The sequence below is a fragment of the bacterium genome (assembly GCA_037143175.1).
GTDB lineage: Bacteria > Verrucomicrobiota > Kiritimatiellia > CAIKKV01 > CAITUY01 > JAABPW01.
In genome coordinates this window covers 40,251-60,945 of record JBAWZF010000016.1, presented here as the reverse complement: position 1 = coordinate 60,945, position 20,695 = coordinate 40,251, and the positions used below count along the sequence as shown (strand labels likewise).

Here is a 20,695-nt window from a genome sequence, read left to right as displayed (position 1 = left end):
GAGTATGCGTGGTTCCGATACGCCTTGAACACTTCCGTAGAAATATAAGCAACACGACCCTTGACCACGGCCACGGGATACGGCGTCACCTTGTCATCAGGAGTCTGGTTATGCGAACAGAAATGATCGTATTCACGATTAAAATACGAGCTGACCAAATGCCCCATCTTCACCGCGCCTGCAACCGGCTTCACGAAAGTGCTCGCATCATAAAACACAAATTTGCTTTGCGGCCAGCCTTGCCCAAGCTCCTTGCCCAAATCCAGATAGCAGGGCGTGCTCGGGTTCTCACTCACATAGCTCACCGGCAGCCCGGGACAATGAAACTTGCCGTCCTGCAACGAAGCCTTATGCGAGGCAATCACCGCGCCCCCTTGATCCATAAAGGCCTTCAGGGCCTTTTGCAACGGGACGTCAACTGCACCACTGTCCGGCAGAATCACAACCTTGTAATCCTTCAAATCCGTATTGGGGTAGATCAGGTTAAACTGCTGCTTAAGCTCCAGGAGCATCCGCCCGGCACCGTCCACAGATTCCTGAATGCCAGCCATATGTCCCGCACCAACCGCTTTTCCAGCCACCTCTTCAGCAGGCAGCATCATCACACCGATCTCCGCCGCCGCCTTGGCCCCCACGCACCAGGGCTCACATTTTTCAACGTGCTTGAAGGAGGTACCGATCACTTCGTAGGCCCCTTTGTCCAGCGTCCCACGCGGGTGGCATTGATCGCCAACGTTCATGACGGCCGTGGCGGACAAAATCGTGCCAGCCTCAAACAGCAACTGGTCCGAGGTCTTCACGCCGCCAAAGTCGGCCCAGCTCTTGTGGAAACGGGCCGTCATCCCCTGCAGCGGACGCGGCAGAACGCGCCCATAGCGGGCATGGATCGGGAAGAAGGCATACCCCCAGCCTCCCGTGGGAAGCGCCTCGATCTCAATGTGCGTAAAGACATCCAACTCCTCAGTAATGCCAGGCCGCATGCGGCCGTTGAAAAAGATCGTGGCATTCTTCTTGATCTTCCGGATGGCCTTGGTGAGGCGTTGCGTATACTCACGGGTAATCAGGAACTCATGCTTGCGATGATCCTCATCACTGGCGAAGTCCATTCCACGTCGCTTCATGCTGTCATAGCAGCGGGGACAGTAACAACCGGGATCAGGGCAGTAGCACATGTCAAAGAACAGGCCCTCGACATCGTACCATTTCAGCACTTCTTCGGCCTGCGCTTCCAACTGGTCAATGTAGTCGGTGTTGTTCATGCAATGGTTATACCAACCAGCCGACAGGGTATCGCCCCACTTCCAGTACTTGTTGTCCTTAAGGTGGCCAATCCAGTCATGATGAATCTTGGCATTGTGTTCATCGACCCGGACGCTGATGTAGGCCGGGGTCACAATCCCCCGCTTACGGCAGGCTTCAATTTGCTCACCCAGCAAATCGATTTTCATGCTCGGATGGATGGCCCCCGCCTGAGTCGGATAATAGCTCATCCCGTGATGGCACTTGGCAAACAGGGTGATCCAATTGACCCGCGCCTCGTCAAGGATGTTTCCAAATGTATCGGCGTCAAATTCCGCACCTACATCAGGGATGAGTTCCGAGGTGTGGAAATCCAGATGGATTTGACGAAATCGTGAGGCCACCAGATCCGGCCCCGAACACGTGATTGGACTCTTCGATACCTTCTTGATCTTCATTCAATTTCCTCTCTAGGAAGCGACAACCGCTCCTGTGTTTAAAACAATCATGGAATCCTAGGCTCACTCTGCGTTGTGAGCAATGGATTAAATACGCCTGGGTTGTGTACTTTTCTCGCACTTAGGAATATTCAAAGACGCAAGACCTTGAATATTTATCCGTTTTGAGTGAGTATGGCATGCATGATAAATGAATATCACAGTTCCGGCATCCGAATGACAACCTGTATCGCAGCATCGCTCAGACAATGGAATAATCCCAATCTTTCAGCGCCGTATTGGAGGCTCTACTGGAACCGAAATGTAGGGGCGCAAGTGCGCCTCTCCGACCGGATCACGCCCCTGGATCCCGGCCATCTTGTCTTAATCTCGCCGAATACCCCTTTTGCATCGCACCATTCCAAGGTGATGGAGCATCTCTATATGCATTTCGTCACCCCGCCGCCCTATACCGGATTACCGCCATCCGTATTCTGCATTCCCATCGACAATGCCACACAAAAGCGGGCAGGTGAGCTTTACAATTACAGCGAGGAAGGCACCCCCCTATGTAATCGGGGCGTCATGCTGGCATTCTCCCTCATCCATCAGGCGCTTGCCCAGGTCCCGGATGAACTCTTAAAGCATGAGAACTGCAACACATGTATCCTGGACGCCATGCGGCTCATGGAACAATCCCATCAAACTCCCCCATCCAACGACACCTTAGCCCGGATCGCTCGCATGAATACCAATGCCTTTATTCGCTTATTCAAGCGGCAAACAGGGGTAAGCCCACAGGCCTATAGCACGTCCAAACGGGTTGAGCAGGCCTGCCTTCTCCTGCATCACTCCTCGCTTGGGATCAAAGAAATAGCCGAACGAACGGGCTTTTGCGACCGGTACCACTTCACCCGAGTCTTCACCCGTATCCGGGGCGTCCCCCCGGCTGAATTCCGCCAGCAGACTTATGCCACCATCAAAAATCAATCATCGCCTTGACCACGCCATTTTCATAGCCAGCCACCAGATCAAAAGCCGCCTGGGTTTGGCTGAAGGGGAACCGGTGGGTGACCATGACATTTACATCGAATTCACGGCGGGCAATCATATCGAGAGCAGGCTGAACACAGTGATTCTGCCGCCGCACGTTCTGAATGCAGAGTTCTTTACGCCGTAGGAGATCGATCTTAAAGGAGACACGGTCAAGGGTCGGCGGGATTCCAACCACCATTAATTTGCCACCCGGTTTCAGAAGCTCTATTCCCTGATCCAATGCTTCCTGCTTGCCGCAGCATTCAAAGACCACATCGAGCTGCGCTGGCTCCCGTTGACAAATCTCCTTAACTACATCACAGGCTTCGGGATTGCCGCCCCAATCGGCACCGGCGCGACGCGCCATTGCCAGGCGCGCCTTAATTTTGTCGGTGACATAAATGCAACCCGCACCCTGTGCACGGGCGGCAAACAGGATACTCAACCCGATGGGGCCGGACCCAAGGATTCCCACCTTCGCTCCCCGCATGGGAATCGAAGTTTTCACGGCATAGACCCCAATCGCGAGTGGCTCGGAAAGCGCGCCCTCATCGTCACTGATCGAAGGGGACAAGGCAACGCAACTGGTCTCCGGCATGACCACGTATTCAGAGAGACAGCCTTCCGCTTGCTCCGGACAGCCCAGAAACTTAAGTTTACGACAAGTATGCGGCCGCCCCGCCAGACATTGGTCACACCCCCAGCAGGGCATGGCTGGCTCGATGGCGACATGGTCACCCGGCCTGAATTTTGAAACCGCGGCCCCGACCTGTTTGATAATTCCCGCCCCCTCATGGCCAACCGTAAAGGGATACTGCACCACCTGGGACCCAATCTTGCCTTCTGTGTAGTAATGCACATCAGAGCCACAAACCCCAACCCGCGTCATCTGAATCAGGATCTCATTGTCTTGCGTGACAGCAGGTGTGGGAACCGTCTGCATTGCCATGGCACGAATTCCAGTCAGTCTCATTGCTTTCATATTGCTCTCCTATCAGTCAAACAGCACCCCGGGGTTCAATTTCATCCCGGGATCAAAAAGTTGCTTAAGGGCACGCATCTGCGCAACCCCGTGTTTACCCACCATCAGTTCCAATAACGAGGTTTTCAGTCGACCTATCCCATGCTCTGCAGAGACTGACCCACCCATTTCCACAACACGCCGGGCCCAAACCTGATAGAGGGCTTTGCCACGTTCATATTCCTCCATGCTGCGCGGGAGGATATTGACGTGCACATGGTTATTCCCAATGTGCCCAAAAATAACCGACTCCAATCTGGCGGCTTTTAATCCCTCTTGATACATGTCCATGACCTGTTCTAATGCGGCATCAGGGACGGACATATCCGTTCCCAATTTAGTGATAGCAGGGTCTATCCGCTGCCTTTCGCCGATGAGCAGATTCACCGCTTCGGGAATGGCATGCCGGAAGGCCTTTTGTGGCTCCAGATCGCGTGGGGTCGATGCGAACCAGGAGTCTTCACCGCTCCCCCCCAACGCCGAGGCGGTCTCAATCGCCGCCATGGCGGCACTTTCCAACGCCTCCTCAACTTCTCCATGGAACTCAAGATAGACGGCAGTATGGTAATGCGACCGAAGTGGCGGTATGGAGCCCCCCCCTTTCCCCTCCCGCTTCATCTGACGCAACAGCTCCAAGGTGTCATGATTGAAAAATTCGATCGCCACCGGCCGGGCCAGTAAGCCGGTCTGAAGGCCCACGCTTTCACCGCGTACCAGCCTTACAAACGTTAACGCCGCTGCCGTGGAAGGCAGAAAAACAGTGAGCCCGCAAACCACTGCTGGCCGTGGAATCAGGCGGAGCTTCGCCTCGGTAATGATGCCCAGCGTCCCCTCCATGCCCATAAAAAGGTCGATCAAATCCATGTTATCAGCCGCATAATACCCAGCGGCACTCTTGACGGGTGGCATGGTGTAACCGGGCAATATCCCGCAGATTTCCCGACCATCCTCAGTGGCAACACGAAATTCTCGCCCCGACACGATCGCGTCACCCCGCTGGAGCGCCAACATGGATCCATCAGCAAGGACAATCCGTAGTGCCTCAATCCATTTCCGGGTGGATCCATAAAAAAACGACAAGGCGCCTGAGGCATTGGTGGCAATCATCCCGCCAATCGAGGCGGAAGTTTCCGTTGGGTCCGGCGGAAAAAATAAATTATTTTCATCGGCTACTGCCCGCACGTCTGTCAGAAGCACTCCAGCCTGCGCCTTCAGGAATCCCTTACAGGGAGTACAATACCCGACAATATTCAAGCGGCTGAGATTGAGTACAGTGCCTCCTCTCGGCACAGCCCCTCCCGCAATACCGGTACGTGCACCTTGAACAGTAAGGGTGCCGCCCGCGGCACAAACGGCCGCCACCACATGCCGGACCTCGTTTTCATTGGCGGGAAACGCAATCGTCTCCGCTCTCCCACTGAAGCGGGATTCATCATGCAAATAATCAACGTGGTTTTCACCAAAGCTTTGAATAAGGCCCGATTTCATTACAATATCCTTTCGCTCTTCAAAGGATTTGGCCGTCAGCCAGCAGACGTGCCTTGAGTAAAGATGAAGTTTCAAGTGTTTTCACAGTTTTACATCCACTTAATCCTAGTAGTTATGATTGCCAAACACCGTGATGGAAACGCATGTGGGGATCAAGGTCAAACTTAAAACAGCATGACCCATGCTTGAACTACTTTCAGCCAATAATTTCTGATTGACGCCCCTTATTCCGTGTGCGATAGGCACGCGTACAAATTTTACAAGGAACGTATTCTATGAAATTACAAAAGGGTTCGAAACTGGTGATGATCGGGGATTCCATTACTGACGCCGGGCGCACTCGCCCCGTTGCCGAGGGATTGTTCGATCCGCTTGGACGCGGCTATTCCTGCCTCGTCAATGCGCTCCTCGGTTCATCCTATCCTGAGTTGGGAATCCGTGTAGTCAACATGGGATGCAGCGGCAATACCGTCCGTGATCTCAAGGCCCGCTGGCAGACCGACGTCGTTGATCTCAAGCCCGACTGGGTTTCCATCATGATCGGTATTAACGACGTCTGGCGCCAATATGATTGCCCGCTTCAAACGGAATGGCACGTTCCGATCAAGGAATACGAAGCGACGCTGCGGGAACTGGTTAAGTCCACTCTGCCCAAGGTCAAAGGCCTGATCCTGGTGACCCCGTACTATATTGAAGCCAACAGGCGGGATCCCATGCGGGCCACCATGGATAAATATGGTGCCGTCGTCAAAAAAATCGCCAGGGAAAATAAGACTGTCCTAGTCGACACCCAGGCCGCCATCGACAAGATCCTGAACACCCAATACTCCGGCACGCTCGCCTGGGATCGCGTCCATCCCAATCAGGTTGGACACATGGTCATGGCCAAAGCATTTGTCGATGCGCTCGGCTTCAAATGGTAGAGAACAGGATTCAGTAGTCAGGATTCAGAAGACAGATTTCAGCAAGGAACTCGTATGAAAATCGAAACAGGGCTTTTTAGCCATATGGTTGTGCAGCGGAATAAAAAGAATGTCAGTGAAGCCGGTTTTTCAGGGGCATGTGACGCCCAGGGACCCGTAACGGCCACTGTTCGGCAAGGGGGGAAAACGATAAAGGGATGTGCTGGCATAAAAGTCGGCACTGCCTCCCGCGGCAAGATGAGTGGTTGCCTGAAGGGAATACCCGTGGGCGGTCCTTACGACATCGAACTCAAGGCCGGCTCCGAGTCCCTGGGCATCAAAGATATTCTGGTGGGCGATGTGTGGCTGCGGGGCGGACAATCCAATATGCAGGGCTGTGGGCTCTTCCCGAAACCGCGCCTGGCTGTCGCCCCGCAAGTACGCGCCTTCTTTATGAACGATCGCTGGGATATTGCGAAGGATCCCTTACATAACATGTGGGAGTGCGTGGATCAGGTGCATGTGGATCTTAATGGCGGGGCGCACCCGGGAAAACCTGACGCCGATTGGGGCGTCTGTCCCGGCCCGGCGTTCGGGAATGAAATGCTCCGCCTGAATGGCGTTCCTCAAGGTCTGATCGCCGCTGCCCATGGTGGCACAACGATGACACAGTGGGATCCCAAACGCAAAAACGAGGGAGGCAAGAGCCTCTATGGCGCCATGATCCGCCGGCTCAAGAAAAACGGCGGCCGCGTGGCGGGCTTGCTCTGGTATCAGGGCTGCAGCGACGCCAGTCTCGAGGCTGCCAAACTCTACACAGCGCGCATGAAAGAATTTGCCAGTTCCTTACGGCGCGATTGCGGGGACAAGACACTTCCCATTGTGATTGTACAAATCGCACGCGTGGTGGGCTGGGGTGCGGAGAATGCTGTGCACTGGAATTCAATCCAGGATCAGGAGCGTCGCCTGCCGCTGGTTATCAAAAATCTGGAGACCGTACCGGCGATCGATTTGCCGCTGGATGACGGCATTCATATCAGCGGCGCAGGCCATTATGTGCTGGCCGTTCGCATGGCGCAGGCTATGCAGGTTTTGCGCCTGGGACGTAAAGCGGGCCTCCCCCCCATCACCTTGAAAAAAGTTAGTGTCGAAACGGTCCGCGGCCTGGGCGTGGTCGTGGCGGAGTTCGAGAATGTAGTGGGCAAGCTACGCACAGGTGACCGACCCAGCGGTTTCACCATCGTTACCCCCAGTGGAGCCAGTAGTCCTTTCGATATCCAGTTGGACGGCCCGCGAGTGCGGATCCGCACGGGAATGTCTGCCACCGACCTGATGGGAGCAGCTGTTCACTACGGTTTCGGCACTGACCCCTACTGCAACATCACGGATGAAGGCGGGCGATCATTACCTGTGTTGGGCCCCATTGCCATGGGCGTTCCCCGCTCCATCACACCGTTTATCAAACAGTTAAAAGTCAGCGCTTTTCAACCCTCTGCAGGCAGACTTGATGAGTTGGAATGTCCCGCCAGTCTTGACGGCTTGCATATGACGCCGCGTAAGTTTGCTGAAAACTTCTGCAATCTGCACCCGGAAATCGCCCAGCACGGAAACACGGATGAGCTGGTTTATTTCGCCTTCCGTTTCTCCTGCAAAGAGCCCATGCCGTTATCTCTGGTTCTTGGCTATGATGGCCCCGTCAAAGCCTGGCTGGATGGCAAATTACTGTTTCAAGACCCGAACGGCATTAATCCCGCCACGGTCGATAAAGGAACGGCAAAGTTTGAAAGCACCGCAGGCGAACATGAGGTCATCGTCGCACTAGGCACCAACAGTGGCGCAGCCTGGGGGATCTTCCTCAGACTCGAACGCTTTGGCGTATCCAAAAAGCTTCTCATCAGCGGACCCGGAAATTATGTCATGCCTGAAATCCTCCCATGACCGCTCAACCGACAACCCGATCCCAGTGCCCCGACCTGCTGATCTACCCGACCGCCGTCGCCCTGCGTCAGGTTCAGCGCCGCACCCTGAAGCGGGACGGTTTCTTTGATGGACGGCGTCATCTTACCCAGGCCTCTTTTCTGCGCCTTTGCGCCGAATCCGCCGCCCAGGCCGGACTTCTTAAAAACGCCGCAGGACAATCCCTGCGTCCGATCACCGATCTTGACCGGGAACTCGCCATCGTGGAGGCCGTCTCAAAGTTTCTCGTTTCCTCGCACCCCGATAACTCCATTCTTACCGCTCTCACTCCTGCCGCGCTGGAGGAAACCCTTGAGGAACTGACAGACACTGTCGCACCGCTTGCCAACCGTGCCCCCGAATTCATTGCCCTTCTAGCCAAGGACAAACACTCCCCTAAAAACCCCGATCTGGCCGCCCTCTACAATGCCTATACCACCGTCTGCCAAAGCCTCCTTGTCGCCGACGACACCACCGTCAACACTGCCATTCTCGCCCTGCTCCATGGCCCGCGTTCCAAATGGCCGCAACCACTGCAACATGCCACCACTATCGCCTTCCTCTCCGTCCGCTGGGTGGCCCCTTTTCAGGAATCCGTCATCCACGCCCTCTCTACCCAATTCGGGCAGGCTCACGTTCATGTTCATCACATTCTGTCAGAACATGAACAGGATTGGTGGGGTCAAGATCTGATGACACAAACGGGGCGCCTCCTCTTTGAAGGATCCAACGGCCCCGAAGACATCAACGGGCTCACCTTTCAAGCCCCTTCAACCCGGGGCGCCATCGAAGAACTGACAAGCCTGCGTGAAGGTTATGCTATGCAGGATCGGGCCCTGGCAGAACCCGCACGCGCCTGCATCGGGTTCTCCACCTCCGTCGGCCTCTATGGTGAAATCGAAGATCTGGCCCGCCGTATCGCCTGGGAACTCCACGACCGGGCTGCCCCCCTGCGCCCTGAAGATATCTGTCTCGTCACCCGCAACCTCGGCACCTGTTCGGATGCCATCATGGACGTCTTCAGCCGTTTTAATATTCCCTATTACTTCCGCCGTGGCGTCCCACTACTGGCCATCCCCATTATTAAAACAATCCTCAATATGGCGCGGTTTTCAGCAACCCGAAATAGAGAAGTCTTCTGTGCCCTTCTGGAAAGCCCCTGGATCAATTGGCCAAGCAAAGGGCTTGCAGACCCCGCCTCACTTGCAGACGATATTCTCCGCTCTGGAGCGGAACCGACTCTTGATGACCCCAAGCGCCTCGCCCGCCGTCTTGTCAGTTACTACCTTGCCCCCCATTCCAAGAATCGTCAGTTCCCGACCCTCGAACAGGCCGAGACCCAGGCAAATCTTGTCAGTGACCTTTACAAAACTGTCCTGGGCCAATCCTCTATCCAAACCCTCAAAGAAGGCATTACAGACCTGCTCACACGCTGTGAACTTCTCACACTTGACTCCACACCGTCTGAAGATACCCTTTCTGCCCGTGCCGGAATTTTAAACACCAAGGCCTGTGAAGTGGCGCTCGATACGCTTAACACCCTGCGCCGCCATATTCTGGTGGCAGACAATCAAATCAATTGGGCGACCATTGTGGATCTGATTAGCCGTGCCCTTGAAAATATCACCGTCTCACCTGGCCCCTCCGATGAATCCGGTGTGTGGATTCTCAATCCTTTCGATATGGCCGGCCTTCACTTCAAAGTGGTTCTTCTGGCCGGTATGAATTCCGGGGAATTTCCCCAGCTCCCCACCCCCAGCCCGCTGTTCCCTGACGCGGAATTAATGACCTTTCGTGAACGCCTATTGAAAAAGGGACCCCTCCCCGCCTCCTCCCTGGCAGCTTCAAAAGTGCGTAACAGCCAGGAGAATTTACTTTTCCTGACAACGTTGGCCGCCGCCAAAGAACGAATCGTGTTTTCCTATCGCCGCCATGGAGAGGATGGCAAAGAACTGACGCCCTCCGTCTTTTTCAGTACTTTGTGGCGTCTCACCGGTTGGCCAACCTGGCCGTCCCTCCCGGAGGCGCCTCCTGACCCCTATGACCGCTGGCGTCTCGCTCAAGGTGCACCCCATTTGCTTGATCACTGGCAGAATCATCGTGCCATCACCACGCATAAGCGCCGCCCCTTCCCGGGTGAGTCGTTTCTGGGGACGATTCCTCTTGCCCTGTGCCGTGCTAATGATGAACGCTGGCAACGCTGCGCCCACCATCCCGACGAGGTTACTGCCGCACCTAAAACGGAGACTCAGGCAGCCCCTAAAGATCTGGCCATCCATGTCGCCCATGGCATCAGTATGGAACACGACCGCCAGGCTTTCTTTACCCGCCAGGCCCAGGGAGAACTTGAGAAGCCACTCCACGCCATCACGACCGGCGGAGAATATGCGGGAATTCTGTCGCCGGAATTGTGGGCTAAAATCAAGCCAGCAAAAGAGGGGCCCATGGACTTCAGTCCCACCCAACTTGAGCAGCTGATAGCTTGTCCTTATAAATATTATCTCCAGTACATTGCCGGTGTGGAACCGATAGAACGTAATGAACTTGAGGCCAGTCCCCGCGATTTCGGCACCGCACTTCATTTCATCATGCATGAGGGCTTCCGCCTGTTGCAGGGATTCCCCGCCCCAAATTACATTCCCGGCCTCATTACGGTCACGGAGACTTTTGCCGAACTCATGTCACCGGACTGGTCTATTCTGGATCCCAAAGGCGTCTGGCATCTCCAGGAGGGGGAAGCCCGCCCCTCGCCGGATGCTTTGCCACTCGTATCACTGAACCCCGCCGCGACGGAAAGGGTCCTTGCATTTTTCGACTCACTGTCTTCCGTGATTCTCAAATGGGCCACTAGCGGAAATGCCAAATGGATGCTGGGCGCTCCCGAACAACTCACCATTCAGTACCATCGGATTCAGCGTGCGATCCGCAACATGGTTCGAACCACCCTGGAACCCGCCGCCCTGCCCCAAGCATTTCTGGAAGATACCGGTGACGGTCAGACCTTCCGCCGTTTCCCCTGTCTGCTGGAATTTGGTTTCAACAGTCAGTCGAAACGTGCCGCGGCCCCTTCCGTCGAACTGAGTGACCCTGTTAACTCCAGCCACACGGTTCGACTCCACGGCAAAATCGACCGGGTCGATCTGGTGTTCGATTCCGATAAGATCCTGCGAGCTATGATCGTCGTGGACTATAAGGGGAAATCCAAGGGAACCCTGACCCCAGCCACTCTTGCGGCCAATATCGCCAAGGCTGAGGACTGCCAACTGCCAGCCTACGCCCTCGCCGCCTCATCCCGCTTTGCCTCCCGAGCCCAAAGCCCTTTGCCGGTCTTCATGCAGTATCTATCCTATTCACTCTCCGCCGAGGAGATGATCAAGGATTGCCAGAAACGCTGGCTCACCATGGATGGGCACCCACTGGAGGAGGAAAAACTAGCAGCCATCATCGGCGATGCCTCATCATTAATGGATGCTTTTTCCACTAGTGTCTTCACCGCTTTGGCGAAATATGAGCGGGGTGAATTCGCCGTGTCCCCCATTGAATGCAAGTTTTGCGCCTTTGCCGGATGTTGCCGCCACTACGCCAGCCAACTGACTCCTGACGCCGATAAAACGGAGGACGCCTCATGAGCCAAGTCTGCCAGAATATCCGTTTCATTGCCTCAGCCGGCACCGGAAAAACCCATCAAGTGGTCAGCCTCTATCAGGCCCTGCTGCTGGGACGCCCCTACCCACCCGATGATAACGCTCTACCCGGCGCCGCTAAAGGTTCCGTCTTTGATGGAAACCAGCGCATTCCGCCCGACCGGATTCTGATGCTGACGTTCACCCGGAACGCTGCCGCCGAAATGCGTTCGCGCGTCACCGAGGCCATCGAGAAGGAACTCGCCACAGGGAATCCAGATAACGAAGCCTTCTGCTGGAGCCTGCTGCGCCGTCTATCGGGGGCCACCATTTCAACCATTCACGCCTTCGCCCAGCAATTGTTGGCACGCCACACATTGGAACTTGGATTGTCACCCACGCTCACGGTTCTGGAGGAGGCCGATGCCGCCATCCTGAGAAACGACGCCGCACAATCAGCCCTGCGCGAAGCACTCCGGAATGGCTGCCCGGCTTATATCCATGATCTTGAGACCCTATGCGAAGGCCATGGCGTGGAGCAAATCGAGAGGGCTGCCCTGCAAACCATCACCCAATGTGCTACCTGGGGCATTGATCTGGAACAGGCGGATCCCTCCCTGCTGGTGCGTCAACCCGCAGAGCCCTGTCTCCATGACCTGCAAGCCCTGTCCGGGCCACTCCAACTGAAAGCTGACGCAGTCACCGGTAATACCATCAAAGCCATGGCTTCAGAATTGCGTGTGACGCTTCGACTTCTCGGCACCGCCCCTACGCCAGACGCCGTCGCGCAGGCAGCCGGGAAACTCATACCACTCACCCAGAAGGCCTGGGGGAAAACTGAGGATGTCAAAGCCCTGCGCGTCTCGGTGCAGGCCACCCTCATCCATTTGGCGACCTATACTGAACGAAAGGAAGCCGCCCGCCTGTTAATTTCCTTCGTTACCCTGGCACAAGATTGTGCGCTTGGGATCCGAGCCCGGAAAAATGCCCAGGGAGTGCTGGATTTCGATGACCTGTTATTCCGGGCGCGCGAACTGATCCAGCGCAACCCGGATGCGGTACCCGCCACGGACGTCATTATCGTGGATGAGGCGCAGGATAATTCCCGCCTGCAAAATGAACTCATCCGGCTTGTGCAAAAAGCCAGCCAGGCAGCCGTAGCGGCCTGCGGCGATACGAAGCAAACCATCTACAGTTGGCGCGGCGCCGATCCTGATGGACTCGATCGACTGGGAAAAGATCTGCATCTCAACCCAATCCCCCTCCGCACCAGTTATCGCAGCCAAATGGGAATACTGAACTGGGTGAATGATATCTTCGCCGGAGTGGTGATGGGTACGGAACTCTATGGCGAAACCGAGGAACTACTCCCCTGCCCGGCGGCGAAAGCCAGCGAGGGCCCCGCAGTTGAATGTCTCCTACCGGACTGGGAACTCCTGCCGTCCCCCAAGGATCAGATTACCATCCCCGGGAAAAAGTCCAAAACGGGAAGCGAAACCAGTGACGCCTGCGCCCGGATTACAATCAAGAAAAGCGATATCAGCAAATTGGCCGCTGAAGGGTCAACCCTTGCGGCTACGGACTGGGAACAGATGGCTAAACTGGCGGAACAAGCCCTCGCCCTCGAGGCACGGGCCGTGGCACGCCGCATACGCCTACTGACGACGCCCACACGCGGTGGCCACTGGCACCCCCCGCGTGTGTGGGATTCCACCAAACAGGAGTGGGGCACGCCCTCCGGCCAACCTTACCGATTCCGGGACATCCTTATTCTTTTACGCGCCACTCAACGACAGGACCTTTATGAGCAGGCACTTCAAGAAGAGCAAATTCCCTTCACCACAGATGGTGCCGGCCGCGGTTTTTTCTTGCGTCAGGAAGTCCAGGATATTTCCAATCTTCTCTCATGGCTGGCCTTCCCACTCGATCGCCAGACGCTGCTTGCCGTACTGCGCTCTCCATTCTGTGCCTTGTCGGACAACGCCGTCGCCATTCTGTCAGCCAATGTCGCCGACCCGTCATTGCGAAGCATTGTCACGGCCGACGGGGAGGTCGCTCAAAGCATTTCCAAGGATCTGACCACCAGGTCGTCTACACATGACGCCTCGTCCTTTCTCCGTACTGCAAACCTCCTACGCCGACTCTGTGAACTAGCAGGCCGTGTTAGCGCCGTGGAATTGGTGCGAGAGGCGGTACGCCTTACCGGTTATGACGCCATCCTCACCGGCACATTTCATGGGGTCCAGCGGCTGGCTAATCTTCAGAAATTACTTTCCTGGATTCAGGAACTGGAGCGCTCCGAAAACCTCGACTTCCAGTCTGTTGCCATCCGATTGTCCGGCGAAATTCTTGATGGCCGCGAAGCCCCGGATGCCGCTGTTCTCGACCCCGATGATGACTCTGTGCGCATTAACACCGTTCATGCCGCCAAAGGCCTGTCCAGCCCAGTTGTGATTGTACCTGACCTCCGCCGTACGCCGCGCAATGACAGCCGGTGGATCCAAGTTCTTCGCAGCGAGAACGACCAGGGCTCCACGATTGCGGCCCGATTAAAGTTTTACAACGAGGACGACACGCTTCAGGAGAAAGTGGATTCCGAGGGCTATGCCGAAGAAGTGGAGCAAAATAAAATCGCGCGCGATCAGGAATCACGTCGATTGTTTTATGTAGCCGCCACCCGCGCCCGGGATCTCCTGATTTTCTCAGGAGAAAACCCTAATGCAGGGAGCGGGGGTTCCTGGCGGAGCTGGCTCAACCAGCATCTCTTTGCCTGTGACTTTAAACCTGAACTGGTTCGACTCCGCCCCTACAGTGAGGTGGAAACGGCCTGGAGGGGATTGGGTGCTATGCCCTCTGATAAGGCCCCGGTATCCCCCCTTCAATTGACACAATGTCTTAATCAGGCAGAGACCCTTTCTGCGAAAGAGCAGTATCGTTATCCAGTCACCCTATTGGTACGCCCTACCCCGCAAATCCGACTGGCATCCGTGAGCGTAACCACCAAAACCGCCGACAACCATGAATCCGCCGCCGAACCCGAATTCATAGCTGAAGAAGACGATGAGCCCACCTTTAGTAAATCGCAACTGGGAACCGTCGCGCACCGGATTTTGGAGACCCTGGACTATCATTCCGGCCCCACCCTGGAGGGGCAAATTTCACAAGCCTTGGAGTTTGAAGCGCTCGCCCCTGCTGAAAGAAGCACGCTTATCTCCGGCGTAACGGCAGCTGCCTCACGCATAGCCATACTTCTAGAGGGAGTACCGGCGAAAAACCTGATCAGGGAACTACCCTTCGCAGCCCGATTCCGCCATGATGGGGCGGAAGTGATTGTCGACGGAAAAGTTGATCTACTCTACTTCAAGAATGAAGCCTGGCACATACTCGATTACAAATTCTCGTCCCATACGTCCGAGGAACTGACCGAGCGCTATGCCCTCCAGCTTGCCACCTACCGCGAGTCACTCTTCACACCCGACGCCGATGGATCCCATTACTCTCCCCGCTTTGAGACCAACATCAAAACACCGGCCACTTTCACCCTCACCCTGCTCGGAATCACCTCTACAGGAGACTGTACGGTGGTGGATGTGACCGCTCAGGCCCCGGGCAACATCGCCGCCCATCTAATCAACGCAGCTCGATTCCTGAGCAGAGCTATGCCAACAATCTGTCGTGGCGAAGCCACGCCCGCCCTGCCGTGATTTTCGCATGTTTCGTAGTGGTCTAAACTGCCGGATCATAGGTAACGAAATATGTTCCATGTAATTGAACCCACTTCAAAATATCCAATGCTAAACAGGTTTAGCACACTGTTTACAGCGCCAATTTTCACACTGATATCCTGCCCCTAAACGGATTAGCCTTTCTTCCTATTTTATGCTTGTCTACATGTAAGAATTACCGTATTTTTTACAACTATGTATTCAAGATTACTAAAGATGCCCGATACATCCATTCTCCTGCTGGGTCCAAGAGGGACAGGAAAATCAACTTGGATCTCGAAGCATTTCGCTGAGGCCACACGCTATGACCTGCTCGACACAAGGGAAGCACTGCGTCTTGAACGTGAGCCAAGTAGATTATACAACGAGTTAAGAACAGTACCTGCCGGAAAATGGATCGTGCTCGACGAAGTGCAAAAAGTGCCGGCACTTCTCGACGAAGTGCAACGCTTGATCGAGAGTTGCGGACTGCGTTTCATCCTGTGCGGATCCAGCGCACGAAAACTCAAGCGTTCCGGCGTGAACCTGTTGGCCGGACGGGCGATCGAAGCCCGTATGTTCCCGCTCGTGTCGGCCGAACTTGGACCGAATTTCGATTTGCATGCGGCCATCGCAACCGGCACGATCCCGCTGGCGGTGACTGGCACCGATCCCGTCGGGTTTCTCACAACCTACGCACATACCTATCTGAACGAGGAAATCCGCGCCGAAGCCGTGACCCGCAACGTGGCGTCTTTTTCACGGTTTCTGGAAATCGCAGCCAGACAGAACGCGCAGGTCACCAACCTGAGCAATATTTCCCGCGATGCGGCCGTTGCCCGTTCGACTGTACAGAATTACTTTGAAATCATCTCCGATACTTTACTCGGTTATTGGATTGAACCTTGGAAACTCAAGCGCGCAACAAAGCAGGTTTCCCATCCAAAATTCTACCTATTTGATACGGGAGTCGCGCGCGCGCTTTCGGGTCGTTTGCCTTACCCCCCATCTCAGGAAGAGACCGGCCCCCTGCTGGAAACCTATCTCTTCCATGAGATACGTGCGTTTTTGGGCTATTCGAAGCTTCACTACAACCTCCATTTCTGGCGCAGTTACGATGGGGCAGAAGTCGACCTGTTGTGCGAAACGCGCGAAGGATTCGTCGCCATCGAAATGAAGGCGGCCATACAGTGGCAAAAGAGGTTTTCGGGTGGACTGCGACGATTACGCGCAGAGTTATCACCGGCGCCGGTGCATACTTTTGGCGTTTACCTTGGCGAACGTCGGGCACTGCTTGATGACGTTCTCGTGCTGCCCGCGGCCGAGTTCCTCAGCATGCTGTGGAACGGCGACATTATCCGCCGGTGAAGACCAAGGCGCGAAATTATAAATTAATTTGTTCTTCCGGGTTTAGTGTGAGCGGTCTACCCTGTGAGCGTTCTACCCTTGCGTGCGAAGGATGATACCTTCTATCCTGCTGAAATGACTGTCTTCGGTGGCCAGGTTGGCGCCGTGTTCCATGGTGATCGCAGCGATCCAAATATCATTGGTTGGAATGGGCGTCCCCTTCTGCCTCAATTGATTGATGATGAGCGAATAGAACTCCGCCGTGACGGTTGTTATCAAAGCCACTTGAACCCGCTCCGTCGTTGTAAAAGCGACCAGTTGTTCCGTATTCGCCCGCTCACGGTTCCCCCCTTTGAAACCCGCCAGAAGTTCACCAAACACAACCACGGGCACTAGAATTCGCTCCGCCTGCCGCAACAGCTTTACCGCCTCGGAATCCCCCCGCATGGCATTGCAATAGACATTGGTATCAATGACAAGCGCCTTCATTTCCAGAGCTCCTCATCAATCTTTCGGCACTCCCTGCAATGCGCAGCGACCTCCCGGGCATCCTCTTCAGACCAACTGCCAAAAAAAACATCCAAGTCATGCCACTCCCGCACTTTTCCAGGCTCACCTGGAAAGGCAATCTTCCTGAGCGCCTCCACCACAAATTTATTCACACTGGAATGATTGCTTTTTGCTTGCTTCTTGAGTTGCCCAAAAGCTTCTTCATCAACACCTCGAATGGTCAACGTGCTCATAGTGACTTCCTTTTGAGAAAATATGATTCCACAAAACGACTTCACTAGCAATCACATAGTGATGTCACATCATTCTCAGTGTCTCCCCCATTCTCCTTGAGATTCAGTTACTTATCACCTCTTGTTCCCTCGCCAATTCTTCTCCGTAAACCCGATAATTCTATTCATCATCGTGACAACCCCAGCCGGATCGAGGCCTACCGCGCTCTCCGCAGACAGCATCACGAAGTCCGTCCCATCGATTATGGCATTGGCCACATCCGTCGTCTCGGCTCGTGTCGGCAGACGGTTCTCAACCATGCTCTCAAGCATCTGGGTAGCGGTGATAACCGGTTTACCCGCCACATTACAGGCGTTGATGATTTGTTTCTGCATGATCGGCACTTCCCAGATCGGCAGTGAAACCCCCATATCCCCACGGGCAACCATAACACCGTCCACAACTTTAATGATGCCGTTGATATTGCGGATTCCCTCCCGGTTCTCGATCTTGGCGATCACCTTCGGACTCGATGCAGCCCCCTTCATCAAAGCCCGAACAGCCAGAACGTCCGCAGGCTCGCGGACAAAAGATAACGCCATGAAATCCAATTCCTGTTCAAGGCAGAAATCGATATTGGGCCGATCGTGCTCTGCCACACCCTTAAAGGGAAGATGAACTTCCGGCGCATTGACTCCCTTACGCTCCTTAATCGCCCCTCCAATCAGAACACGGGTCTTCAATCGATCCTTCCCAACACTTTCAACCGTCAATGCGATATTCCCGTCATCGATGAAAATCTCATGTCCCTTGCGGAAAACGGATAAAGGACCATGATAATCAAACGGCACCACATCTCCTTCCCCGCGAACATCCCGGGTTGTCAGCCAGAGGATCTTTCGTTTTTTGACCTCAATAGGCTTTTTATCCTTCATGAGACCTATGCGGATACGATGCCCCTCCAAGTCCCCCATAATCCGTATACGACGACGGTATTTCTTATTCAGATGGCGGATCATGCGGATTCGCTCAAGGTGTTCATCAAGGGATCCATGTGAGAAATTGATCCGTGCCACATCCATGCCGGCAAGCATCATCTTGCGCAATACCGTCATGTTTGAAGACGCAGGGCCCAGTGTACAAATAATTTTAGTTCTGACCATAAACTCCTCTTTGCACTCTATTTATTTGGCGGACTCGATGGCGTATTCCAGCGTCACGACGGCTTTGGCGGTTTTTTCTATGGCCGAAGTATCATATTCCCCCCCGCCGGAGGTGTCGGTTGAGTGCCGTTCGGTAATCTGGAAAACACCCTGCTGGGCGGAGGTCAAAGCACCAATCTTACCCTTGCTTCCCTGGGCGAGCGCCAGGGCGCGTCGATAGCCATCCTCGGTCGCCTGCGCCAGCAATCTGAGTTTTGTATCCTTTAGATCGGAAACCAAAAACATGGGAGGGGCGGCTTGGATATCCACACCGTCCCGAATCAGTTCCGTGATGCGGGTGGCAGTATCACGAATAAGCGCAACATTGGTAGAGGTAACCATGATTTCCTGGGAGACGTCGTAAAATTCGATTTCATTCATTTCCTTCCCCTGGCTGTCACGCCTGGGGATTTTCCCAATCTCGATCGTATGAACGACCGTCTCATCCTCCCGCAGGCCCATCTGCTTTAAGAGCGCGAGAGTGGCATTGCGGCTTACCTGCAGCTTATCATAGGCATCCTTAAGGCTGTCACCGCGTACGTTACATCTGCTGGAAAACTTGCCGACATCCGACATGATGTCCGTTTCAGCATATCCCTTCACCGTAATCGCCTGTTCATGGCGAACGCGGAGAAATAATTTGGAAAGTATGGAGGCCGAAAGAATCATTCCCACCACCAAAATGGCCGCTATCAACGAAGACTTCATCAGATTATTCATGATCCATTCCTATTCTTTATGTGATGCCCGGGAATATAACCGTTTCAGCCATTGTTCAGAAGCGTAATATTCAGTACCCTGCGCAATGGGCGGTGGACAGGCCACGGGAGGGTGGAGTAGAGTAATGGGACTGATTAACAACCCCAATGAGGTAAGCCAAATATGAAGATAATATTTTTGCTCGCGGTAATTATAGTGGTGTCCTGCAACTCCTTCGCACAGACCGAAATCCCCGCAGAAAAACACCAGGAGATTGTGAAAATGCTTCAAATCACCGGCACGGAGAAAATTCTGAAGGGAATCAAAACTCAAATGATGAATGGCCTGAAAACCTCCATGACTAAGATCCCGGATGCATTTTGGTCCAAGTTCGAAACGAAAATGGACATGGCGACATTGATCGAACAGATCATTCCCCTGTACGACAAGTACTACACACTGGAAGACTTGAAGTCCATAAATGCGTTTTATCAGAGCCCAACCGGCCAGAAAGTCTTATCCACTTCACCGCAAATCTTTCAAGAGAGCCTGACGATCGGCCAGAAATGGGGCGAGAAAATGGGCAAAGAGGCCTCTGATGAATTTGAAAAAGAATCTGGGGACAAAAGCCAGAAGTAGAAATGCCAGAAAACAGTTTGCAGACAGCTGCACTAAAATCACCCCACAGGCTGCCTGCTAATTGAAAGAACGGGAAAAAAGATCTTTGAAGGCCTGAATCGCCTCATCCGCATCACGTCCATCGGCAAACACAGTTACCTCGGTTCCCTCCGAGGCATCCAGTGACAAAAGCCCAAGAATGCTTTTGGCTTTCACCTTTTTATGCTTGGTGCCGATATGAATCGCCGCATCAAAAGTCACGGCTAACTTTGCAATCTTTGCTGCCGGACGTGCATGCAGCCCTAACTCGTTAGAAATGAGCAGATTCACTTTGCGTTGTGTTTGTTTAGCCATCATCCCGGTATCCCATTCAACTATCCATAGAACCATCGTGTTTCTTAAAACGTCTAATCGTTTGCGAGCGGGGGATGCTAGAAGGAATGCCCGACAAAAGGAATCAGGGATTACCTGAAAACCCCATCAGGGATTACCTGATAGCGAAATTTGAACTAGTGGGCGATTTCCCGACATATGACTGCAGGCAAGAAGCAGTAAACAGGCATCTCCTTTGAACGATTCAGCTTGAGAAGAACAAGGTGAGGATGCAATTATATATGCCGACTTTCCGCGTCCTGTCTGTCCAAGAGCGGATGGCGGTTTCAGGAACCAAAGGGATAGAGCTTAATTAATGGCAAGAACCG

At 54.3% G+C, this 20,695-nt stretch carries 15 protein-coding genes; 7 read left to right on the top strand and 8 right to left on the bottom strand.

Features of this window, described 5'->3' with window-relative positions:
* Positions 1-1,697 (bottom strand): alpha-amylase family protein (locus WCI03_07425; protein ID MEI8139681.1); only part of this gene is annotated, 1,697 nt, incomplete at its 3' end.
* A gap of 183 nt (positions 1,698-1,880) precedes the next feature.
* Between WCI03_07425 and WCI03_07420 the strand changes: the two genes are divergently transcribed.
* Complete coding sequence (locus tag WCI03_07420; GenBank protein MEI8139680.1) at positions 1,881-2,678, top strand: AraC family transcriptional regulator; 798 nt, start codon at positions 1,881-1,883, stop codon at positions 2,676-2,678.
* On the opposite strand, the gene WCI03_07415 is transcribed toward WCI03_07420, so the two are convergent.
* Together WCI03_07415 and WCI03_07410 are read right to left on the bottom strand one after the other, a co-directional pair.
* Positions 2,656-3,693: an alcohol dehydrogenase catalytic domain-containing protein gene (locus tag WCI03_07415; protein MEI8139679.1), complete on the bottom strand. Its 1,038-nt coding sequence runs from the start codon at positions 3,691-3,693 to the stop codon at positions 2,656-2,658. The genes WCI03_07420 and WCI03_07415 overlap by 23 nt on opposite strands.
* Positions 3,694-3,705: 12 nt before the next feature.
* Positions 3,706-5,220, bottom strand: a complete 1,515-nt coding sequence (locus WCI03_07410; GenBank protein MEI8139678.1) for an FAD-binding oxidoreductase — start codon at positions 5,218-5,220, stop codon at positions 3,706-3,708.
* A gap of 275 nt (positions 5,221-5,495) precedes the next feature.
* On the opposite strand from WCI03_07410, the gene WCI03_07405 reads away from it, so the two are divergent.
* The 5 genes from WCI03_07405 to WCI03_07385 all read left to right on the top strand — a co-directional run bounded on the left by WCI03_07405 (position 5,496) and on the right by WCI03_07385 (position 16,773).
* Complete coding sequence (locus WCI03_07405) at positions 5,496-6,143, top strand: SGNH/GDSL hydrolase family protein (GenBank protein ID MEI8139677.1); 648 nt, start codon at positions 5,496-5,498, stop codon at positions 6,141-6,143.
* A gap of 54 nt (positions 6,144-6,197) precedes the next feature.
* Positions 6,198-8,060 carry a sialate O-acetylesterase gene (locus WCI03_07400; GenBank protein MEI8139676.1) on the top strand — a complete coding sequence of 621 codons (1,863 nt, stop codon included), beginning with the start codon at positions 6,198-6,200 and terminating at the stop codon, positions 8,058-8,060.
* Positions 8,057-11,707: a PD-(D/E)XK nuclease family protein gene (locus WCI03_07395; protein MEI8139675.1), complete on the top strand. Its 3,651-nt coding sequence runs from the start codon at positions 8,057-8,059 to the stop codon at positions 11,705-11,707. The genes WCI03_07400 and WCI03_07395 overlap by 4 nt, the downstream gene beginning before the upstream one ends.
* Complete coding sequence (locus WCI03_07390; protein ID MEI8139674.1) at positions 11,704-15,405, top strand: UvrD-helicase domain-containing protein; 3,702 nt, start codon at positions 11,704-11,706, stop codon at positions 15,403-15,405. The genes WCI03_07395 and WCI03_07390 overlap by 4 nt, the downstream gene beginning before the upstream one ends.
* Positions 15,406-15,621: 216 nt before the next feature.
* A complete protein-coding gene (locus tag WCI03_07385; protein ID MEI8139673.1) occupies positions 15,622-16,773 on the top strand; it encodes an AAA family ATPase in 1,152 nt (383 codons plus the stop codon).
* A 72-nt stretch (positions 16,774-16,845) separates the two neighbouring features.
* Here WCI03_07385 and WCI03_07380 read toward each other — a convergent pair whose 3' ends face one another.
* The 4 genes from WCI03_07380 to WCI03_07365 form a co-directional block, all read right to left on the bottom strand.
* Positions 16,846-17,241, bottom strand: a complete 396-nt coding sequence (locus WCI03_07380; GenBank protein MEI8139672.1) for a type II toxin-antitoxin system VapC family toxin — start codon at positions 17,239-17,241, stop codon at positions 16,846-16,848.
* A complete protein-coding gene (locus WCI03_07375) occupies positions 17,238-17,495 on the bottom strand; it encodes an antitoxin (GenBank protein MEI8139671.1) in 258 nt (85 codons plus the stop codon). Before WCI03_07375 ends, WCI03_07380 begins: the two co-directional genes overlap by 4 nt.
* Before the next feature lie 114 nt (positions 17,496-17,609).
* Positions 17,610-18,638 carry a pyruvate kinase gene (gene pyk / locus WCI03_07370; protein MEI8139670.1) on the bottom strand — a complete coding sequence of 343 codons (1,029 nt, stop codon included), beginning with the start codon at positions 18,636-18,638 and terminating at the stop codon, positions 17,610-17,612.
* A gap of 21 nt (positions 18,639-18,659) precedes the next feature.
* Positions 18,660-19,397, bottom strand: coding sequence for an SIMPL domain-containing protein (locus tag WCI03_07365; protein ID MEI8139669.1), 738 nt, complete (start codon positions 19,395-19,397; stop codon positions 18,660-18,662).
* Positions 19,398-19,559: 162 nt separating this feature from the next.
* On the opposite strand from WCI03_07365, the gene WCI03_07360 reads away from it, so the two are divergent.
* Positions 19,560-20,015: a DUF2059 domain-containing protein gene (locus tag WCI03_07360; GenBank protein ID MEI8139668.1), complete on the top strand. Its 456-nt coding sequence runs from the start codon at positions 19,560-19,562 to the stop codon at positions 20,013-20,015.
* Between the two features lie 57 nt (positions 20,016-20,072).
* On the opposite strand, the gene WCI03_07355 is transcribed toward WCI03_07360, so the two are convergent.
* Complete coding sequence (locus WCI03_07355) at positions 20,073-20,384, bottom strand: HPr family phosphocarrier protein (protein MEI8139667.1); 312 nt, start codon at positions 20,382-20,384, stop codon at positions 20,073-20,075.
* Between the last annotated feature and the right edge of the window lie 311 nt (positions 20,385-20,695).